Raw genomic sequence first — 16,054 nt, 5'->3', positions numbered from 1 at the left:
GACGGCCCCTTCGCTTTTCGGTGCGGCGCTCTGGAATGCACGTTCCGCGCGCCTGGTACAGGGCTTGCTGCACGACGTGCATAAGCACAAGGTGCGTGTCAGGCAGTCCGCGCCATGAAAGTCTCTAGACGGTTTGACGACGGAGTGTTGCCCCATGCGAGACAAGTCGAACCCGGCCTCACTGCCGGCACCTGCCACCTTCATGAATGCCCAAAGCGCAGTAGTGGGCGTACGCGGGCGCGATCTGTTATCGACCATGCGCCTGCTGGCCGCCCAGAGCCTGAAGAATCCAGTCCGCAGCGGCCGGCATCTGCTGGCCTTCGGCGGCCAGCTGGGCCGCGTGCTGCTCGGCGATACCCTGCACAAGGTCAATCCGCAGGATGCGCGTTTCGCCGATCCCACCTGGCACCTCAACCCCTTCTATCGACGCAGCCTGCAGGCCTACCTGGCCTGGCAGAAACAGCTGGCGGCGTGGATCGACGATAGCGACCTGTCGGCCGATGATCGCGCCCGCGCACGCTTTCTCGCCTCGCTGATGAGCGACGCGCTGTCGCCATCCAACAGCCCGCTCAATCCGCAGGCGGTGAAGGAGCTGTTCAACACCGGCGGCAGCAGTGCCTTCAAGGGCCTGCGCCACCTGCTCGACGACCTGCTGCATAACGACGGCCTGCCCAGCCAGGTGACCAAGCATGCTTTCGAGGTCGGTCGTAACCTGGCCTGCACCCCCGGCGCAGTGGTGTTTCGCAATGAGCTGCTGGAGCTGATCCAGTACAAGCCGATGAGCGAAAAGCAGTACCTGCGCCCGCTGCTGATCGTGCCGCCGCAGATCAACAAGTACTACATATTCGACCTGTCCAACGATAAGAGCTTCGTCCAGTACGCACTGAAGAACGGCCTGCAGACCTTCATGATCAGCTGGCGCAACCCCGATCCACGGCATCGCGAATGGGGCCTGTCGAGCTACGTGCAGGCGGTCGAGGAGGCCGTCGACGCCTGCCGCGCCATCACCGGCAGCAAGGACGTCAATCTGCTCGGTGCCTGCGCCGGTGGTCTGACCATCGCCGCTCTGCAAGGCCACCTGCAGGCGCGCCGGCAGTTACGCAAGGTGGCCAGCGCTACCTATATGGTCAGTCTGCTCGACAGTCAGATCGACAGCCCGGCGATGCTCTTCGCCGACGAGGAAACCCTCGAGTCAGCCAAGCGCCGCTCCTACCAGCAAGGCGTGCTGGATGGTCGCGACATGGCCAGGGTATTCGCCTGGATGCGCCCCAACGACCTGATCTGGAACTACTGGATCAACAACTACCTGCTCGGCAAGCAGCCTCCGGCCTTCGATATCCTCTACTGGAACAACGACAACACCCGCCTGCCCGCCGCACTGCATGGTGACCTGATCGACTTTTTCAAACACAACCCACTCAGCCGCAGCGGCGGTCTGGAAGTCTGTGGCACGCCGGTGGACCTCAGTAAAGTCAACGTCGACAGCTTCAGCGTGGCCGGCATCAACGATCACATCACGCCCTGGGACGCGGTCTACCGCTCGACCCTGCTGCTCGGCGGCAACCGCCGCTTCATCCTCTCCAACAGCGGCCATATCCAGAGCATTCTCAACCCGCCGGGCAACCCCAAGGCCAACTACTATGAGAACGCCAAGCTCACCTCAGACCCGCGCGCCTGGTATCACGACGCCCAGCATCAGCAGGGTAGCTGGTGGCCGCAGTGGCTGGAGTGGATTCAGGCGCGCTCCGGCGAGCAACGCGCCACGCTGATGACCCTGGGCAGCCAGAAGCATCCGACCATGGAAGCGGCACCCGGCACCTACGTGCATATCCGCTGAAAGCGGTGGCCGCCAGCACGTCGGCCGGTTATCGTCAGCCCTCGCGCAGTCGAACAAGAAGCCAAGGATGAAAACCCGCGAACGCATTCTGCAAACCGCCCTGCAGCTGTTCAACGAGCAGGGCGAGCCCAATGTTTCGACCCTGGAGATCGCCAACGAGCTGGACATCAGCCCAGGCAATCTCTACTACCACTTCCATGGCAAGGAGCCGCTGGTACTGGAACTGTTCGAGCGCTTCCAGAGCGAGATGGCGCCGCTGCTCGATCCGCCCGCAGAGGCCCAGCTGGATGTCGAGGACTACTGGCTGTTCCTGCACCTGATCGTCGAGCGCCTGTCGCAGTACCGCTTTCTCTTCCAGGATATGTCCAACCTGGCGGGAAGGTTGCCGAAGCTGGCACGAGGCATTCGTCATTGGCTGAACGCGCTGAAACGCACCCTGGCTGCCCTGCTCGCCCGCCTGATGGCGGATGGGCAGTTGAACAGCGGCACTCAGGCGCTCGGCCAACTGGTCGAGCAGATCACCCTGACCCTGCTGTTCTCCCTCGACTACCAGCGCATCCTCGACCAGCAGGGTGAAATCCGCCTGGTGGTGTACCAGATCATGATGCTGGTCGCGCCGCACCTGAACCAGCCGTCACGCGGCACCGTCGAGCACTTGGCACAGCGTTATCTGGAAGCCTGATGCGCAGCCGTACGCATGCCAATGACACGCTGGGAATGTAGGGCGGGTGCAACCCGCCAGAGCGCAAATGGCGGGTTGCACCCGCCCTACAAAGCCGAGACGCATCCACGGTTGTTGCGCATGGCCCGCCCTGCGACCTGAAACGAAAACGCCCGGCGCCAGGCCGGGCGTTTTCAGTCCCGAGAAACTCAGGACGGGGTGGCTGGAGTTGCCGGAGTGGCAGCCGGAGCCGGTGCAGCAGCCGGCGTTGCAGCGGCGGCCGGAGCTGGTGCCGGTGCAGCCGGTTTCGGCGCAGCTGCCTTGGGTGCTGCCGGTTTCTTCGCAGCCGGCTTCTTCGCTGCAGCAGGCTTGGCTGCTGGCTTAGCTGTAGGCTTGGCGGCGGCCGCTGGCTTGGCAGCGGGTTTCGCTGCGGCCTTGGCTGCCGGTTTCGCCGCAGGTTTAGCTGCCGGCTTGGCGGCTGCAGGTTTCGCGGCAGCCGGCTTGGCAGCGGGCTTGGCTGCAGCTTTGGCAGCAGGTTTGGCAGCTGCTTTCGCAGCCGGCTTGGCGGCAGCCTTCGCAGCAGGTTTGGGCGCAGCTTTGGCAGCAGGCTTGGCGACCGACTTGGCCGATACGCCAGTGATTTTCTCCAGCTGCTTGGTCAGGCTGTCGACCTTGTCGTTCAATGCCTTGACCTCGTTGCGGCTGGGCACGCCCAGACGCGAGATGGCATTGTTCAGACGCTTGTCGAAAGCCTCTTCCAGCTCACCCCACTTGCCGATCGCCTTGCCCCGAACTTCATCGACCTTGGACTTGGCGGAACCGACCTTGGAGCCGACGCCGGCTTTCACCGCGCCAACCTGCTTGTCGACTTCGCTCTTGGCCTGCTTCTCAGCCTTCTCGCCGTCCTTGACCAGCGTATCGAACAGCTTGGTGCCGTCCTTGCTGACCTTGGAGTAAGCGCCCAAGCCTGCCAACCAGATCTGACGCGAGTATTTCTCGACCTCGCCGATCCAGGAGCTGGTCTGTTTCTCGGTTTTCTTCTTAACAGCCATCCTGATCTCCTTATTTGGTACGCGCGACATGCTCGAGCAACGCGCTCAGCTCATCCAGCTTAGCAGAGAGTGCTTCAACATCCTGCTTGGACGGAATGCCGATACGGTTCAGAGCGGAAGCCACACGAGTATCGAAAGCCTTCTCGATCTTGTCGAGTTGAACTTCGACCTTGCCTTTAACGCTGGTGACATTGGAATTGACCGACTGCTTGACCGATTCGATCTGGCTGTTGGCGGCCTCTACCTGCTCGTCGACCAGCTTCTTGCCTTTGCTCTCGACGCCCTCACCGGCCTTGACCAGCTCCTTGAAATACTCGGCGCCCTCGGCACCCGCCTTGGCGTAGGCGCCCAGGCCGGCGAGGTAGATCTTGCGGGCGTAGCCCTTCACGTCGTCGAACAGACCGGCCTTGTCTTCGACCACGGCTTCGACTTTTTTCTTCACGGCAACTTTCGACATGGTGCACCTCACGCGCTTTGACAGTTAGCGGAAACGCCCACGGTTTGCAGGCTTGGGTACACACTAGGGAGAAAAATTAGAAATCACATACTAAGAGCGGCTTCAGGCTTCAGGCTTCAGGCTTCAGGCTTCAGGCCAAGCAGCGTAGCGAATTGCTTTTGCTCTTACCTGCCGCCTGTAACCTGCGGCCTCTTCACACCAACGACTTATCCAGGACCTGCTCGATCTCGCGCTGGATCATGCCGCCCATGGGCGACAGCAACAGCCCGAGCTTGAGCTCGACACGCACGGTGTCTTCACCCACCGCGATGCTGCCGTCGGCACCGCTGCGCTTGAACTCCAGGGTGTCGCCGTTCCAGCGATAGCGCACGTCGTACTCGCTGGCCAGGCGTTCGGCCAGGCGCTCGGCCTTTTCGCGGGCGCCCTCGCGACCAAGGGAATGGGATCGTTCGACACGAATACGGGACATGAAAACTCCTTGAACTGGCAGCGTGCCGCGTGGCTGCGGCATGAGGTCACATCACTCTACCAGCCCATCGGGCAAGCGGGCACCCAGGCAAGACAAAGGCGCCAGGCGCCTTTAGAATGGTGCGGTTTTCTACCCGGTGAGAGCGACATGAGCGATCCACGCAAGGCCCAGGAGCAGGAACCCACCACCCACTTCGGTTTCCAGGACGTACCGGAAAGCCAGAAAGCGGAAAAGGTGGCTGAAGTCTTCCACTCGGTGGCGGCCAAGTACGATCTGATGAACGACGTGCTGTCCGGCGGCCTGCATCGCCTGTGGAAGCGCTTCACCATCGAGCTGTCCGGCGTGCGCCCCGGTAACCGTGTGCTGGACATCGCCGGCGGCACCGGTGATCTGACCCGCAAGTTCGCCAGCATCGTCGGCCCGACCGGTGAAGTGGTGCTGGCCGATATCAACGATTCCATGCTCAAGGTCGGTCGCGACCGCCTGCTGGACAAGGGCGTGGCCGGCAACGTGCAGTTCGTTCAAGCCGATGCCGAGAAGCTGCCGTTCCCCGACAATCACTTCGACGTGGTCACCATCGCCTTCGGCCTGCGCAACGTCACCCACAAGGATGCGGCCATCGCCTCCATGCTGCGCGTGCTCAAACCCGGTGGCCGCCTGCTGGTGCTGGAGTTCTCCAAGCCCGGCAACCCGCTGCTGGCCAAGGTCTACGACACCTATTCGTTCAGCTTCATGCCGCTGGCTGGCAAGCTGATCACCAATGATTCGGAAAGCTACCGCTACCTCGCCGAGTCGATCCGCATGCACCCGGATCAGGAAACCCTCAAGGCGATGATGGTCGATGCCGGCTTCGAACGCGTGACCTACCACAACATGACCGGCGGCATCGTCGCCCTGCACCGCGGCATCAAGCCTTAATGCTCATAACCGGATTGCTGGCAGGCGTCGAAACGGGCCTCAACCGGGTTCTCGGCCTCGATGGCACGGCCTTGCCGCGCCTGCAGGCGCTGAGCGGCAAGGTCATCGCCGTGCACTGCCAGAGTCCCACCCTGGAGCTGTTCATCCTGCCCAGCGGCGACGGCCTGCAACTGGCGTCGCAATGGCACGCACCGCCCGACTGCACGCTCACCGCACCCGCCGCCAGCCTGGCGCGCCTGGCACTGAGCCGCGACAAGACCGCCGTGCTGCACCGCCCGGAAGTCTCGCTCGATGGCGACAGCGCGGTGCTGCTGCAACTGGCCGGCATCCTCCAGGATCTGGAGCTGGATTGGGAATACGAAGTCTCCCGCTGGCTCGGCCCGGTGGCCACTACCCTGCTCGCCGGCCATCTGCGCAGCCGGGTGAACCTGGCCAGCAACGGAGCGGCCAGCCTCAAGCAGGATTTGGCCGACTACCTGGCCGAAGAATCACGCACGCTGGTGGGCCAGCGCGAAGCCGATGTGCGCTTTGCCGAACTGGACCATCTCAAACTCGCCCTCGACCGCCTGGAAGCACGCATCGAGCGCCTCACTTCTGCCAATAAGTCCGACGCATGAAGCTGCTTGCCGTTCGCCGTCTGCTGCGTATCCAGCGCGTGGTCATCCGCTATCAACTGGACGACCTGCTCCTCGAACTGCCGCTGCCATTCTGGCTGCGCGCACTGTCCTGGCTGCTGCCGTGGCGCTGGCTGCCGCGCAAGCCGTCACAATTGTCGCGCGGTGCACGCCTGCGCCTGGCGTTCGAAGACCTCGGACCGATCTTCATCAAGTTCGGCCAACTGCTGTCTACCCGCCGCGACCTGATGCCGCCGGACATCGCCGACGAACTGGCGCGTCTGCAGGATCAGGTACCGCCGTTCCCCGAAGCCCAGGCCATCGCCCTGATCGAGCGTCAGCTCGGCGCACCGGTGAGCGAACTGTTCGCCCGCTTCGACAGCCAGCCGCTGGCCTCTGCCTCGGTCGCGCAGGTGCACGCCGCGCAGCTCAAGACCGGCGAAGAAGTGGTGGTCAAGGTAGTACGGCCAGGCCTCAAGCCGGTGATCCGCCAGGATCTGGCCTGGCTGTTTCTGATCGCCCGCATTGCCGAAAAGGCTTCCGCCGATGCCCGTCGTCTGCATCCGGTCGAGGTGGTCAGCGACTACGAAAAGACCATCTACGACGAGCTCGACCTACTGCGTGAGGCGGCCAACGCCAGCCAGCTGCGACGCAATTTCGATGGTTCGCCGCTGCTCTACGTACCGCGGGTGTACTGGGACCTGTGCCGTCCACAGGTGCTGGTGATGGAGCGTATCTACGGCATCCCGGTCACCGACCTGGCGACCCTGGCCGACCAGCGCACCGACATGAAGCTCCTGGCCGAGCGCGGCGTGGAAATCTTCTTCACCCAAGTGTTCCGCGACAGCTTCTTCCACGCCGACATGCACCCCGGCAACATCTTCGTCAGCACGCGCACGCCCTGGAGCCCGCAGTACATCGCCATCGACTGCGGCATCGTCGGTAGCCTCACCGACGAGGATCAGGACTACCTGGCGCGCAACCTGCTGGCTTTCTTCAAGCGTGACTATCGCAAGGTCGCGCAGCTGCACATCGACTCCGGCTGGGTGCCGGCGGAGACCAAGGTCAACGAGTTCGAGGCTGCGATCCGCACCGTCTGCGAGCCGATCTTCGAACGGCCGCTGAAAGACATCTCCTTCGGCCAGTTGCTGCTGCGCCTGTTCCAGACCGCACGGCGCTTCAACATGGAAGTGCAGCCGCAGCTGGTACTGCTGCAGAAGACCCTGCTCAACATCGAAGGCCTCGGTCGCCAGCTGTATCCGGACCTGGACCTGTGGAGCACCGCCCAGCCCTATCTCGAACGCTGGATGCGCGAACGCATCAGCCCGTTACACCTGCTGCGCAATCTGCAGCAACAGGCCGAGCAGGTGCCGCACCTGTCGCAGATCGCCCGCGACACCCTGGAGCGCCTGCAGCGCTCGCAGCAACGGGAAGAGCAGCACCCCAGCAGCGACCGATGGCCACTACGCCTGCTCGGCGCCGCACTGATTGCTGCCGGTACCATTCAAGGCCTGGCACCGCTGCTGGCCGCCTGGCCCGCCTGGCTGATGGTTGGCGGCGGACTCTATCTGGTGCTGCGCCGATAGCCAGCTAGCCACGGCACTGGCACACTTGGCGAATTGACAGTCCGGCAGCCCCGGCAGACTTGGAACACCGATGAACGATTGGCTCGACGAAATCCACTGGAACGAAGACGGCCTGGTGCCGGCCATCGCCCAGGACCACCAGACCGGCCGCATCCTGATGATGGCCTGGATGAACCGTGAATCCCTCGCTCTCACCGCCGCCGAGAACCGTGCCATCTACTGGTCGCGCTCACGTGGCAAGCTGTGGCGTAAGGGCGAAGAGTCCGGCCATGTGCAGAAGCTGCACGAACTGCGCCTGGACTGCGATGCCGACGTCATCGTGCTGATGGTCGAGCAACTGGGCGGCATCGCTTGCCACACCGGTCGCGAGAGCTGCTTCTACCGCGTGTACGAGAACGGCGACTGGAAAACCGTCGACGCCGTGCTGAAAGACCCGCACGCCATCTATGCAGGACATAGCCATGAGTGACACCCTGAGCCGCCTGGCCGAGGTATTGGAAGCGCGCAAGGGCGCAGCGGCCGACAGCTCCTATGTCGCCAGCCTTTATCACAAGGGCCTGAACAAGATTCTGGAAAAGGTCGGCGAGGAATCGGTGGAAACCATCCTCGCCGCCAAGGACGCCGCCAGCAGCGGTGACTGCAAGGACCTGATCTACGAAACCGCCGATCTGTGGTTCCACAGTCTGGTCATGCTCGCGGCCCTGGGCCAGCATCCTCAGGCCGTGCTGGATGAATTGGATCGCCGTTTCGGCCTCTCCGGCCACGCGGAAAAAGCCGCGCGACCGCAATCCGAATAACTTTCACAACGGAGAACTCATCATGGGTTTCGGCGGTATCAGCATCTGGCAACTCCTGATCATCCTGCTCATCGTGGTCATGCTTTTCGGTACCAAGCGCCTGAAAGGCCTGGGCTCGGATCTGGGCGACGCGATCAAGGGCTTCCGTAAATCGATGGATAGCAGCGAAGCTGAAAAGCCCGCCGTGGAAGAGCCCAAGGGCCAGACCATCGATGCCCAGGCACGCAAGGTCGAAGAGCCGGCGAAGAAAGACTAAGCCATGTTCGACATCGGTTTTACCGAGCTATTACTGGTCGGCCTCGTGGCTCTGGTGGTGCTCGGCCCTGAGCGCCTGCCCGGCGCCGTGCGCACGGCCAGCCTGTGGATCGGCCGGATCAAGCGCAGCTTCAACTCGATCAAGGCCGAGGTGGAGCGCGAGATCGGCGCTGATGAAATTCGTCGCCAGCTGCACAACGAGCGGATTCTTGAGCTGGAGCGCGAGATGAAGGCGATGAAGCAGGACATTCTCGGCACCGGCAGCAGTAACAGCCCGTCAGCCGAGAACAGCGCCAAACCGACCACCGAAACGGCCCAGAGCGTTCAGGACAAGAATCCCCAGCCATGAGCAATAATCCACAAGCCGACCAGGAAATGCCCCTGGTCTCGCACCTGGCCGAGCTGCGTACTCGCCTGTTGCGCTGTGTAGTGATCATCCTGCTGATCTTCGCCGGCCTGTTCTACTTCGCTCAGGATATCTACGCTCTGGTAGCAGCGCCGCTGCGGGCCTACCTGCCGGAAGGCGCGACGATGATCGCCACGGGCGTCGCCTCGCCGTTTCTCACACCGTTCAAACTGACGCTGATGTGTGCGTTGTTTCTCGGCATGCCGGTGATCCTGCACCAGATCTGGGGCTTCATCGCGCCAGGGCTGTACACCCACGAACGGCGTATCGCGGTGCCACTGCTGGTCTCCAGTATTTTCCTGTTCTATGCCGGCATGGCCTTCGCCTACTTCGTGGTGTTCCCGATCATGTTCGGCTTCTTCGCCAGCGTGACGCCGGAAGGCGTGGCGATGATGACCGACATAGGCCAGTACCTGGATTTCGTCCTGACGCTGTTCTTCGCCTTCGGCGTGGCCTTCGAGATCCCCATCGCTACATTTCTGGTGATCTGGGTCGGGCTGGTAGACGTCGCCACACTGCGCAAGAGCCGTCCCTATGTGATCGTTGGCTGCTTCGTGGTCGGCATGGTACTGACGCCGCCGGACGTGTTCTCGCAGACGCTGCTGGCAGTACCTATGTGGCTGCTGTTCGAGGCCGGCGTGCTGGCTGGCGCCATGGTCAAGCGCAAGCGCGACGAGGAACAGGCCGAGCCCGAAGACCAACCACCCGCACCACAGCCGTGAATCTGCTGCTGCTGGAAGACGCCGACTTCGTTGACGGCGACCGGGTACGTCTCACTGGTAGGCGCCTGAAGCACCTACATGAAGTACATCGCGCCGAAACCGGTGACCGCCTGCGCGTCGGTCGCCTTGACGGCTTGATGGGCGAAGGTCGACTGATCGCTCTGGATGCCGAGCATGCCGAACTGCAGGTCAGCCTCGACCAACCCCCACCCGCCAAGCTGCCGCTGACGCTGATCCTCGCCCTGCCCCGCCCGAAGATGCTCAAGCGCGTGCTGCAAACCGTCAGCGCCATGGGCGTGCCGCGCCTGGTGCTGGTCAACAGCTATCGCGTGGAAAAGAGCTTCTGGCAGACGCCATTTCTCGAGGCAGAGGCCATTCGCGAACAGCTGATCCTGGGCCTGGAACAGGCGCGTGATACGGTGCTACCCGAGGTGAGCATCGAGAAACGCTTCAAGCCCTTCGTCGAGGATCGCCTGCCGGCGCTGGCAGCCGGCACGCTCGGCCTGACCGGCCATCCCGGCAATCACCCAACCTGCCCGCGTGCAGTACAGGAGCCAGTGACCCTGGCCATCGGCCCGGAAGGCGGCTGGATTCCCTACGAAGTCGAGCTTCTGCGTGAAGCCGCAGGCCTGCAGCCGGTGCAGCTCGGCGAGCGAATCTTGCGGGTGGAGACGGCCGTGCCGGCGTTGCTGGCCAGATTGTTCTAAGCACGAACGCTCCCACAAGCTACCGCTATACCTCCAGCAGGAAGGTCACCGGCCCATCGTTGACCAGGTGCACCTGCATATTGGCGCCGAAACGCCCGGTGGCGACCTGCGGGTGCTGGGCCTTGGCCATTTCGACCAAACCGTCGAACAGCGCAGCCCCCTGCACCGGCGGTGCAGCGCTGGAGAAGCTGGGGCGCATACCGCTCTTGGTGTCGGCCGCCAGGGTGAACTGCGAGACCAGCAACAGGCCGCCCTGCATATCCGTCAGCGAACGATTCATCTTGCCCGCTTCATCGCTGAACACGCGGTAATTCAGCAGCTTGTGCAGCGCGCGCGACAGACTGGCCTGATCGTCCTGCGGTTCGATGCCGACCAGCGCCAACAGGCCCTGATCGATGCGCCCGACCACTTCCCCTTCCACCTCCACCCGCGCCTCAGTGACGCGCTGGATCAGCAGCTTCATGCATCCTCCGGCGGCAGGTCGAGCAGGCGCCGGGCCATCTGTTCGGCGGCGCGGATCAGCGCATCGGTGATACCGGGTTCCGCCGCCGAGTGGCCGGCGTCACGGATGATCTGCAGCTCGCTGTTGGGCCATGCCTGATGCAGCGCCCAGGCATTATCCAGTGGGCAGATCACGTCGTATCGGCCATGCACAATGATGCCCGGCAGGTGGGTGATCTTCGGCATGTCACGGAGCAGCTGGTTAGGCTCGAGGAAGGCGTCGTTGACGAAGTAGTGGCACTCGATACGGGCGATGGACAGTGCCCGATGCGCCTCGCTGAAGCGCTCGACCACCTGAGTGTTCGGACGCAGGGTGGCAGTGCGCCCCTCCCAGGTCGACCAGGCCTTGGCCGCATGCATCTGGGCGATCTGGTCGGTACCCGTCAGGCGCTTGTAGAAGGCCTGCATCAGGTCACCGCGCTCCTCGACCGGGATGGGCGCCACGTAATCTTCCCAGTAATCGGGGAACAGGCGGCTGGCGCCTTCCTGATAGAACCAGCCGAGTTCCTGCGGCCGGCACAGGAAGATGCCGCGCAGGATCAAACCATGCACACGCTGCGGATGCGTCTGCGCATACGCCAGCGCCAAGGTGGAGCCCCAGGAGCCGCCGAACAGCACGAACTTGTCGATGCCCAGATGCTCGCGAATACGCTCGATATCGGCGATCAACGCCTGGGTGGTGTTGTTCTCCAGGCTCGCATGCGGAGTGGAGCGGCCGCAGCCACGCTGGTCGAAAGTGACGATGCGATACAGCGCAGGATCGAAGTAGCGGCGGCTGGCCGCATCGCAGCCGGCGCCAGGGCCACCATGGATGAACAGTACCGGCAACCCATCCGCAGAGCCGCTCTCGTCCACGTAAAGCACGTGCGGTTGCTCGACCGCCAGCTCATGGCGGGCGTAGGGTTTGATCTCCGGATACAAAGTCTGCATGGTTGGCTCCTGTTGGCTGGGCTACAACTGCCGTGCTCCACTCTGCCCGGCATCATAACCATGAAAAGGAAGTTCAGCATGTCGATGCGTCATCTGGCTTGGTCGCTGTTTATGTCCATCACCCTCCTGCTCGCCGGCTGCGGCGGTCGTGACGACCCACAGGCAGCGCTGGATGCGGCCGTACAGCAGTTGCAGGACAATATCGAGGCCAAGAGCACCGGTGCAGTGCTGGACCTGCTACATGATGATTTCCTGACCCGCCAGGAGCTGGACCGTGAATGGGCCAAACGCACCATGACCCTGCTGTTCCTGCGCCACAAGAACATCAAGGTCATCGCACTGGGCAAGAACAGCTGGATCGACTCGGCAATCAGCAGCAAGGGTTATACCGAAGCGCAGGTGGGTCTTAGCGGCGCCGAAGGGTTGATTCCCGACAGCGCGCGGCACTACTCGGTGAAGCTGGAATGGTGGCTGGACGGCAACGAGTGGAAACTCGCGCGGCTGGACTGGGAGTAAAATCGTAGCCTGGCTCCCGCCTGCGTGGGAGCCTGCTTGCCGGCGATCTCTCGATGTTGATCGCGAGCAAGCTCGCTCCTGTAGGGACCAGGCCTAACGCACCCAGTTACGCGATCGATGCAAGGCTACAGCGGCATCAATCGGGCTGGCGCCAGATCAGATCCGAGGTCACGTAACCCTGCTCACGCGCGACGCTGAGCAGCTTGTCGCGGGTTTCCTGATCGATCTCCGGGGTGCGTGACAGCAGCCACAGGTACTTGTGCTTCGGGTGGCCGACCAGCGCTACACGATAATCCTCGTCGTGGTAGATCACCCAGTAGTCGCCCTTGATCGGCAGTATCTTGCTGGCCCAGTTATCGAAGCGCACCCAGAGCTTGTCGGTCTTCCCTTCGACCTGCGGCTCGGCGACGCCCTTGGCCTCGATCCATTCACCGTCCTTGTCACGGCAGCGGTTGGTGACGTCGATGCGCCCGTCGTCACGCAAACCGTAGTGCGCTTCGGACTGCGCGCAGTTGCGCTGGAAGAACATCGGCAGGCGCGCCAGCTCGTACCAGGTGCCCTGGTAGCGCTGCAGGTCGACCTGCATGGTCTGTGGTGGCGGCTTCTGAATGCTGCCGGTACCCGAGTTGGCACAGCCGGCGAGGGCGAGAATGGCGCTGGCAATTAGGATCGAACGCATGGAGGCTCCTGTTTACTTGAGTCCCTTGCCGGAGAACAGCATGACCTTGTCCCCGGCGTACTGGACGCTGATATAGGCCTTGTCGTCGCCCCAGGTACAACTGGTCATCCCCAACGCACCGGCACATTCGCCCGGCGCGCCGAGCAGGCTTTCCACCTCCTGCTTGCTCATACCGGCCTTGAGCTTGGAGTAGTTTTCCTGATTGACCTTGCCGCAGGCGGCGAGCAGGCAACAGGCGAGCAACGCGACGATACGCATCGACATGGATGAAGCTCCTGATGGGAAGGTGCCAACAAGCTTGGCATAGCCGGCGACGACTTGCCCGCTTGGAGTTCAGAACCGCGAGCCGGGTTCCCGCAGAAAAGCCTGCTCTTCGTCGCTGGATGCGCGACCGAGAATCGCATTGCGATGGGGAAAACGACCGAAACGAGCGATCACCCTCTGATGGCGCTCGGCGTAATCGAGGAAGTTGGCGAACAATGGCCGCTCATTGGCAGCGGCTTCGCTGAGCAGATCAGCAAACAGTTCAACCGCACGGTTCTGCAACGGCAGATCTTCGGCGTGCTCGAAGACCAGATAGGCAAAGACACGCTGTATCGGCGTCAGCCGGCGGTCCCAGCCGCGCTCCAGACCATCGCGCAGCAGCGGGCGAGCCCGTTGGTCTCCCGTAAATGCGCGTGGTGTATCGCGAAAGATCATGCGCGGCAGTTGATCGAGCAGGATCAGCTGTGCCAGCCAACCCTGCGGGTCATCCAGCCAATCCCTGAGCTCGCCAGCCAGTGCCTGCTCGACCAGGGCGCCGAAACGCGCCTCGGCCTCACGATCCTGGCTGTCACGCTTGCCGAACCACAACGCCTGGTGCGCCGCAGCCACCTCGGTGGCCGTGCCGTGATCGGCACCGAACCACCAGTCGAGCAGCGGCTGCCAGGCCTGCATCAGCTGCGGTGGTAGGCGGTGATACGCAGCACTTCTTCTTTGGAGCCGAGGAATACCGGCACACGCTGGTGCAGGGAAGTGGGCTGGATATCGAGAATACGCTGGCTGCCGTCGGTCGCGGAGCCGCCGGCCTGTTCGATGATCATCGACATCGGGTTGGCCTCGTACATCAGGCGCAGCTTGCCCGGCTTGTCCGGCTCGCGAGCATCGCGCGGGTACATGAACACGCCGCCACGGGTGAGGATGCGATGCACATCGGCCACCATCGAGGCGATCCAGCGCATGTTGTAGTTACGCCCCAGTGGCCCGGTTTCACCGGCCAGCAGCTCGGAAACGTAACGCTGCACAGGGGCTTCCCAGTGGCGCTGGTTGGACATGTTGATGGCGAATTCCTTGGTCGACTCCGGCACCTTGATGTTGTCATGGGTGAGCACGAAACTGCCCAGCTCACGATCCAGGGTGAAGCCCTTCACGCCGTCGCCTAGGGTCAGCATCAGCATGGTCTGCGGGCCATAGATGGCGTAGCCGGCAGCGACCTGCTGAGTGCCCGGCTGGAGGAAGGCCTCCTCGCCCAGGTCGCCGGTCTGGCCGTTGCGGTCAGGGCAGCGCAGCACGGAGAAGATGGTGCCTACCGAGACGTTGACGTCGATGTTGCTGGAGCCGTCCAGCGGGTCGAATACCAGCAGGTAGGCACCTTTCGGGTACTTGCCGGGAATCTGGTAGGCATTGTCCATTTCCTCGGACGCCATGCCGGCCAGGTGGCCGCCCCATTCGTTGGCTTCGAGCAGAATCTCGTTGGAGATTACGTCGAGCTTCTTCTGCACTTCGCCCTGCACGTTTTCGCTGTCCAGGCTGCCCAGCACGCCGCCAAGGGCGCCCTTGGACACCTGATGGCTGATCGCCTTGCAGGCCCGCGCCACGACTTCGATAAGGAAACGCAGGTCGGCCGGGGTGTTATGGCTGCGAGTCTGCTCGATCAGGTAGCGGCTCAGGGTGACGCGGGACATGGACGGCTCCGGAAAGGGGAAAAATCGCGCGCAGTTTAACCCGAGTCGCCGCGCAATGCTGCCTGCCGGGATGGATGGCTGAGATCCGCGCCGGGCAAAAGGTCGCAGACGCGGTTACGCCCGTCGCGTTTGGCCTGATAAAGCGCGGCGTCGGCAGCCTGCAGTAGCTCGTCGAGTGCCAGGCCCTGCTCAGGCCAATGGGCCAGGCCGGCGGACAGCGTCACACGCTGATCGCCACCACGGGTCGCGGCCTCCTGAGCGGCCAGCTGCGTGCCGATACTTTGCAGGCGTTCACTGGCCTCACGTGGATCGGCGCCCGGCAATATCAGCAAAAACTCCTCGCCACCGATACGAAACACCGCATCGGTGCTGCGCAGGTTGCCCAGCAGGTGCCGGGCGACGGCCTTGAGTACGTCGTCGCCGACCAGATGTCCGCACTCGTCGTTAAGGCGCTTGAAGTGATCGAGATCGATCAGGGCTAACGCCAATGGCAGGTTCTCGCGCTGCACCCTGGCCAGTTCGCGTTCGAAGAACTCATCCAGGTAACGCCGGTTGTACAAACCCGTCAGCGGATCACACAGGGCCTGTTCGCGCAGTTGTTCGTGCAGGCTGGAGATGGTGCGCAGGCGCTCCTCGCTCAGCGCCAGTGCTTCAGCCAGCTTGAGTTCACTGAGGTGGTGCTGAGGAAGGTCATTTCCAGCGCTGCAGTAACCATCCACCAGAGGCTGGCCAGATGCAGCAGGATGAACCGCTCACGTCCGGGAAAGTCGCGCTGGCGGGTCACCCAGTGCGCCAGCAGGATCACGCCGAGGCATACCAGCAGCGTCACCAATACCGGTGCCGAGAAACTCCAGCCGGAAGCCATGCAGGCCTGCATCAGCGACGCCTCCGTATTCCCGGCGAGGCAGTACTTGAATCACGTACACACGCGACACAAGACGACTGGGCGATGACGCGAATCGAAATACGCAAGGGCCTTCCTGACCTTCAATGCTGGATTGGCG

The 16,054-nt window shown here is 62.9% G+C and carries 22 protein-coding genes and 1 pseudogene; 12 read left to right on the top strand and 11 right to left on the bottom strand.

The window, feature by feature from the left end:
* Positions 1-154: 154 nt before the first annotated feature.
* Positions 155-1,837, top strand: a complete 1,683-nt coding sequence (phaC, locus tag ACNFCJ_RS02305; protein ID WP_416769556.1) for a class II poly(R)-hydroxyalkanoic acid synthase — start codon at positions 155-157, stop codon at positions 1,835-1,837.
* Between the two features lie 67 nt (positions 1,838-1,904).
* Positions 1,905-2,519 carry a TetR/AcrR family transcriptional regulator gene (locus tag ACNFCJ_RS02300; protein ID WP_416769554.1) on the top strand — a complete coding sequence of 205 codons (615 nt, stop codon included), beginning with the start codon at positions 1,905-1,907 and terminating at the stop codon, positions 2,517-2,519.
* Between the two features lie 188 nt (positions 2,520-2,707).
* Here ACNFCJ_RS02300 and ACNFCJ_RS02295 read toward each other — a convergent pair whose 3' ends face one another.
* From ACNFCJ_RS02295 to ACNFCJ_RS02285, 3 genes are all read right to left on the bottom strand, one after another.
* Positions 2,708-3,550, bottom strand: a complete 843-nt coding sequence (locus tag ACNFCJ_RS02295; RefSeq protein WP_416769552.1) for a phasin family protein — start codon at positions 3,548-3,550, stop codon at positions 2,708-2,710.
* Between the two features lie 10 nt (positions 3,551-3,560).
* Positions 3,561-4,007 (bottom strand): phasin family protein, encoded by a 447-nt coding sequence (locus ACNFCJ_RS02290; RefSeq protein ID WP_416769550.1) that lies wholly within the window; start codon positions 4,005-4,007, stop codon positions 3,561-3,563.
* Between the two features lie 193 nt (positions 4,008-4,200).
* Positions 4,201-4,476, bottom strand: a complete 276-nt coding sequence (locus ACNFCJ_RS02285; protein ID WP_416769548.1) for a polyhydroxyalkanoic acid system family protein — start codon at positions 4,474-4,476, stop codon at positions 4,201-4,203.
* A gap of 147 nt (positions 4,477-4,623) precedes the next feature.
* Here ACNFCJ_RS02285 and ubiE point away from each other — a divergent pair, with 147 nt between their 5' ends.
* From ubiE to ACNFCJ_RS02240, 9 genes are all read left to right on the top strand, one after another.
* On the top strand, positions 4,624-5,394 hold the full coding sequence (gene ubiE, locus ACNFCJ_RS02280; protein ID WP_099522805.1) for a bifunctional demethylmenaquinone methyltransferase/2-methoxy-6-polyprenyl-1,4-benzoquinol methylase UbiE: 771 nt from the start codon (positions 4,624-4,626) through the stop codon (positions 5,392-5,394).
* On the top strand, positions 5,394-6,011 hold the full coding sequence (locus ACNFCJ_RS02275) for a ubiquinone biosynthesis accessory factor UbiJ (RefSeq protein ID WP_343348666.1): 618 nt from the start codon (positions 5,394-5,396) through the stop codon (positions 6,009-6,011). Before ubiE ends, ACNFCJ_RS02275 begins: the two co-directional genes overlap by 1 nt.
* Entirely contained in the window at positions 6,008-7,594 is a 1,587-nt protein-coding gene (ubiB, locus tag ACNFCJ_RS02270; protein WP_343352308.1) for a ubiquinone biosynthesis regulatory protein kinase UbiB, read from the top strand. Before ACNFCJ_RS02275 ends, ubiB begins: the two co-directional genes overlap by 4 nt.
* 70 nt (positions 7,595-7,664) lie before the next feature.
* The gene (hisI, locus tag ACNFCJ_RS02265; RefSeq protein WP_143504529.1) at positions 7,665-8,063 is read left to right on the top strand and encodes a phosphoribosyl-AMP cyclohydrolase; all 399 of its coding nucleotides are present in this window, start codon (positions 7,665-7,667) and stop codon (positions 8,061-8,063) included.
* On the top strand, positions 8,056-8,391 hold the full coding sequence (locus ACNFCJ_RS02260; RefSeq protein WP_125836707.1) for a phosphoribosyl-ATP diphosphatase: 336 nt from the start codon (positions 8,056-8,058) through the stop codon (positions 8,389-8,391). Before hisI ends, ACNFCJ_RS02260 begins: the two co-directional genes overlap by 8 nt.
* A gap of 22 nt (positions 8,392-8,413) precedes the next feature.
* Complete coding sequence (gene tatA, locus ACNFCJ_RS02255) at positions 8,414-8,647, top strand: twin-arginine translocase TatA/TatE family subunit (RefSeq protein WP_099522810.1); 234 nt, start codon at positions 8,414-8,416, stop codon at positions 8,645-8,647.
* A 3-nt stretch (positions 8,648-8,650) separates the two neighbouring features.
* Positions 8,651-8,995, top strand: a complete 345-nt coding sequence (gene tatB, locus ACNFCJ_RS02250; protein ID WP_179575325.1) for a Sec-independent protein translocase protein TatB — start codon at positions 8,651-8,653, stop codon at positions 8,993-8,995.
* Entirely contained in the window at positions 8,992-9,774 is a 783-nt protein-coding gene (gene tatC, locus ACNFCJ_RS02245) for a twin-arginine translocase subunit TatC (RefSeq protein ID WP_343352304.1), read from the top strand. Before tatB ends, tatC begins: the two co-directional genes overlap by 4 nt.
* Positions 9,771-10,481 (top strand): 16S rRNA (uracil(1498)-N(3))-methyltransferase, encoded by a 711-nt coding sequence (locus ACNFCJ_RS02240; RefSeq protein ID WP_179575323.1) that lies wholly within the window; start codon positions 9,771-9,773, stop codon positions 10,479-10,481. The genes tatC and ACNFCJ_RS02240 overlap by 4 nt, the downstream gene beginning before the upstream one ends.
* 25 nt (positions 10,482-10,506) lie before the next feature.
* Here the strand turns inward: ACNFCJ_RS02240 and dtd are convergent, their stop codons facing one another.
* Positions 10,507-10,944, bottom strand: a complete 438-nt coding sequence (dtd, locus tag ACNFCJ_RS02235; protein WP_316914089.1) for a D-aminoacyl-tRNA deacylase — start codon at positions 10,942-10,944, stop codon at positions 10,507-10,509.
* On the bottom strand, positions 10,941-11,912 hold the full coding sequence (gene pip / locus ACNFCJ_RS02230; RefSeq protein ID WP_416769542.1) for a prolyl aminopeptidase: 972 nt from the start codon (positions 11,910-11,912) through the stop codon (positions 10,941-10,943). The genes dtd and pip overlap by 4 nt, the downstream gene beginning before the upstream one ends.
* A gap of 78 nt (positions 11,913-11,990) precedes the next feature.
* Between pip and ACNFCJ_RS02225 the strand changes: the two genes are divergently transcribed.
* Positions 11,991-12,428 carry a hypothetical protein gene (locus ACNFCJ_RS02225; protein WP_416769540.1) on the top strand — a complete coding sequence of 146 codons (438 nt, stop codon included), beginning with the start codon at positions 11,991-11,993 and terminating at the stop codon, positions 12,426-12,428.
* Between the two features lie 136 nt (positions 12,429-12,564).
* Here the strand turns inward: ACNFCJ_RS02225 and ACNFCJ_RS02220 are convergent, their stop codons facing one another.
* The 6 genes and pseudogenes from ACNFCJ_RS02220 to ACNFCJ_RS02195 form a co-directional block, all read right to left on the bottom strand.
* Positions 12,565-13,107, bottom strand: a complete 543-nt coding sequence (locus tag ACNFCJ_RS02220; protein WP_106733707.1) for a lipocalin family protein — start codon at positions 13,105-13,107, stop codon at positions 12,565-12,567.
* A 12-nt stretch (positions 13,108-13,119) separates the two neighbouring features.
* The gene (bamE, locus tag ACNFCJ_RS02215; RefSeq protein WP_106733706.1) at positions 13,120-13,371 is read right to left on the bottom strand and encodes an outer membrane protein assembly factor BamE domain-containing protein; all 252 of its coding nucleotides are present in this window, start codon (positions 13,369-13,371) and stop codon (positions 13,120-13,122) included.
* A gap of 69 nt (positions 13,372-13,440) precedes the next feature.
* Complete coding sequence (locus tag ACNFCJ_RS02210; protein ID WP_416769538.1) at positions 13,441-14,043, bottom strand: DUF924 family protein; 603 nt, start codon at positions 14,041-14,043, stop codon at positions 13,441-13,443.
* A complete protein-coding gene (locus tag ACNFCJ_RS02205; protein WP_416769536.1) occupies positions 14,043-15,050 on the bottom strand; it encodes a class 1 fructose-bisphosphatase in 1,008 nt (335 codons plus the stop codon). Before ACNFCJ_RS02205 ends, ACNFCJ_RS02210 begins: the two co-directional genes overlap by 1 nt.
* A 35-nt stretch (positions 15,051-15,085) precedes the next feature.
* A pseudogene (locus ACNFCJ_RS02200) lies at positions 15,086-15,736 on the bottom strand (GGDEF domain-containing protein); the annotation flags it as partial.
* Positions 15,688-15,915 (bottom strand): histidine kinase N-terminal 7TM domain-containing protein, encoded by a 228-nt coding sequence (locus tag ACNFCJ_RS02195; protein WP_416769591.1) that lies wholly within the window; start codon positions 15,913-15,915, stop codon positions 15,688-15,690. The pseudogene ACNFCJ_RS02200 and the gene ACNFCJ_RS02195, both read right to left, overlap by 49 nt.
* Between the last annotated feature and the right edge of the window lie 139 nt (positions 15,916-16,054).

Origin of the sequence: Pseudomonas sp. NY15364 (assembly GCF_048068235.1) — a bacterium.
Classification (GTDB): Bacteria; Pseudomonadota; Gammaproteobacteria; order Pseudomonadales; family Pseudomonadaceae; genus Aquipseudomonas; species Aquipseudomonas mendocina_D.
The sequence above is the reverse complement of the archived record's forward strand: the minus strand, read 5'-3'. Positions and strand labels throughout refer to the sequence as shown.

Bases quoted from the DNA above. Each gene is read 5' to 3' on its own strand.
- tatC (WP_343352304.1), top strand. From the start codon at position 8,992: ATGAGCAATAATCCACAAGCCGACCAGGAAATGCCCCTGGTCTCGCAC.
- ACNFCJ_RS02210 (WP_416769538.1), bottom strand. From the start codon at position 14,043: ATGCAGGCCTGGCAGCCGCTGCTCGACTGGTGGTTCGGTGCCGATCAC.
- dtd (WP_316914089.1), bottom strand. From the start codon at position 10,944: ATGAAGCTGCTGATCCAGCGCGTCACTGAGGCGCGGGTGGAGGTGGAA.
- ACNFCJ_RS02290 (WP_416769550.1), bottom strand. From the start codon at position 4,007: ATGTCGAAAGTTGCCGTGAAGAAAAAAGTCGAAGCCGTGGTCGAAGAC.
- ACNFCJ_RS02295 (WP_416769552.1), bottom strand. From the start codon at position 3,550: ATGGCTGTTAAGAAGAAAACCGAGAAACAGACCAGCTCCTGGATCGGC.
- ACNFCJ_RS02300 (WP_416769554.1), top strand. From the start codon at position 1,905: ATGAAAACCCGCGAACGCATTCTGCAAACCGCCCTGCAGCTGTTCAAC.
- ubiE (WP_099522805.1), top strand. From the start codon at position 4,624: ATGAGCGATCCACGCAAGGCCCAGGAGCAGGAACCCACCACCCACTTC.
- tatA (WP_099522810.1), top strand. From the start codon at position 8,414: ATGGGTTTCGGCGGTATCAGCATCTGGCAACTCCTGATCATCCTGCTC.
- ACNFCJ_RS02205 (WP_416769536.1), bottom strand. From the start codon at position 15,050: ATGTCCCGCGTCACCCTGAGCCGCTACCTGATCGAGCAGACTCGCAGC.
- phaC (WP_416769556.1), top strand. From the start codon at position 155: ATGCGAGACAAGTCGAACCCGGCCTCACTGCCGGCACCTGCCACCTTC.
- ACNFCJ_RS02285 (WP_416769548.1), bottom strand. From the start codon at position 4,476: ATGTCCCGTATTCGTGTCGAACGATCCCATTCCCTTGGTCGCGAGGGC.
- ACNFCJ_RS02220 (WP_106733707.1), bottom strand. From the start codon at position 13,107: ATGCGTTCGATCCTAATTGCCAGCGCCATTCTCGCCCTCGCCGGCTGT.
- bamE (WP_106733706.1), bottom strand. From the start codon at position 13,371: ATGTCGATGCGTATCGTCGCGTTGCTCGCCTGTTGCCTGCTCGCCGCC.
- hisI (WP_143504529.1), top strand. From the start codon at position 7,665: ATGAACGATTGGCTCGACGAAATCCACTGGAACGAAGACGGCCTGGTG.
- ACNFCJ_RS02225 (WP_416769540.1), top strand. From the start codon at position 11,991: ATGTCGATGCGTCATCTGGCTTGGTCGCTGTTTATGTCCATCACCCTC.
- tatB (WP_179575325.1), top strand. From the start codon at position 8,651: ATGTTCGACATCGGTTTTACCGAGCTATTACTGGTCGGCCTCGTGGCT.
- ACNFCJ_RS02275 (WP_343348666.1), top strand. From the start codon at position 5,394: ATGCTCATAACCGGATTGCTGGCAGGCGTCGAAACGGGCCTCAACCGG.
- ubiB (WP_343352308.1), top strand. From the start codon at position 6,008: ATGAAGCTGCTTGCCGTTCGCCGTCTGCTGCGTATCCAGCGCGTGGTC.
- pip (WP_416769542.1), bottom strand. From the start codon at position 11,912: ATGCAGACTTTGTATCCGGAGATCAAACCCTACGCCCGCCATGAGCTG.
- ACNFCJ_RS02260 (WP_125836707.1), top strand. From the start codon at position 8,056: ATGAGTGACACCCTGAGCCGCCTGGCCGAGGTATTGGAAGCGCGCAAG.
- ACNFCJ_RS02195 (WP_416769591.1), bottom strand. From the start codon at position 15,915: ATGGCTTCCGGCTGGAGTTTCTCGGCACCGGTATTGGTGACGCTGCTG.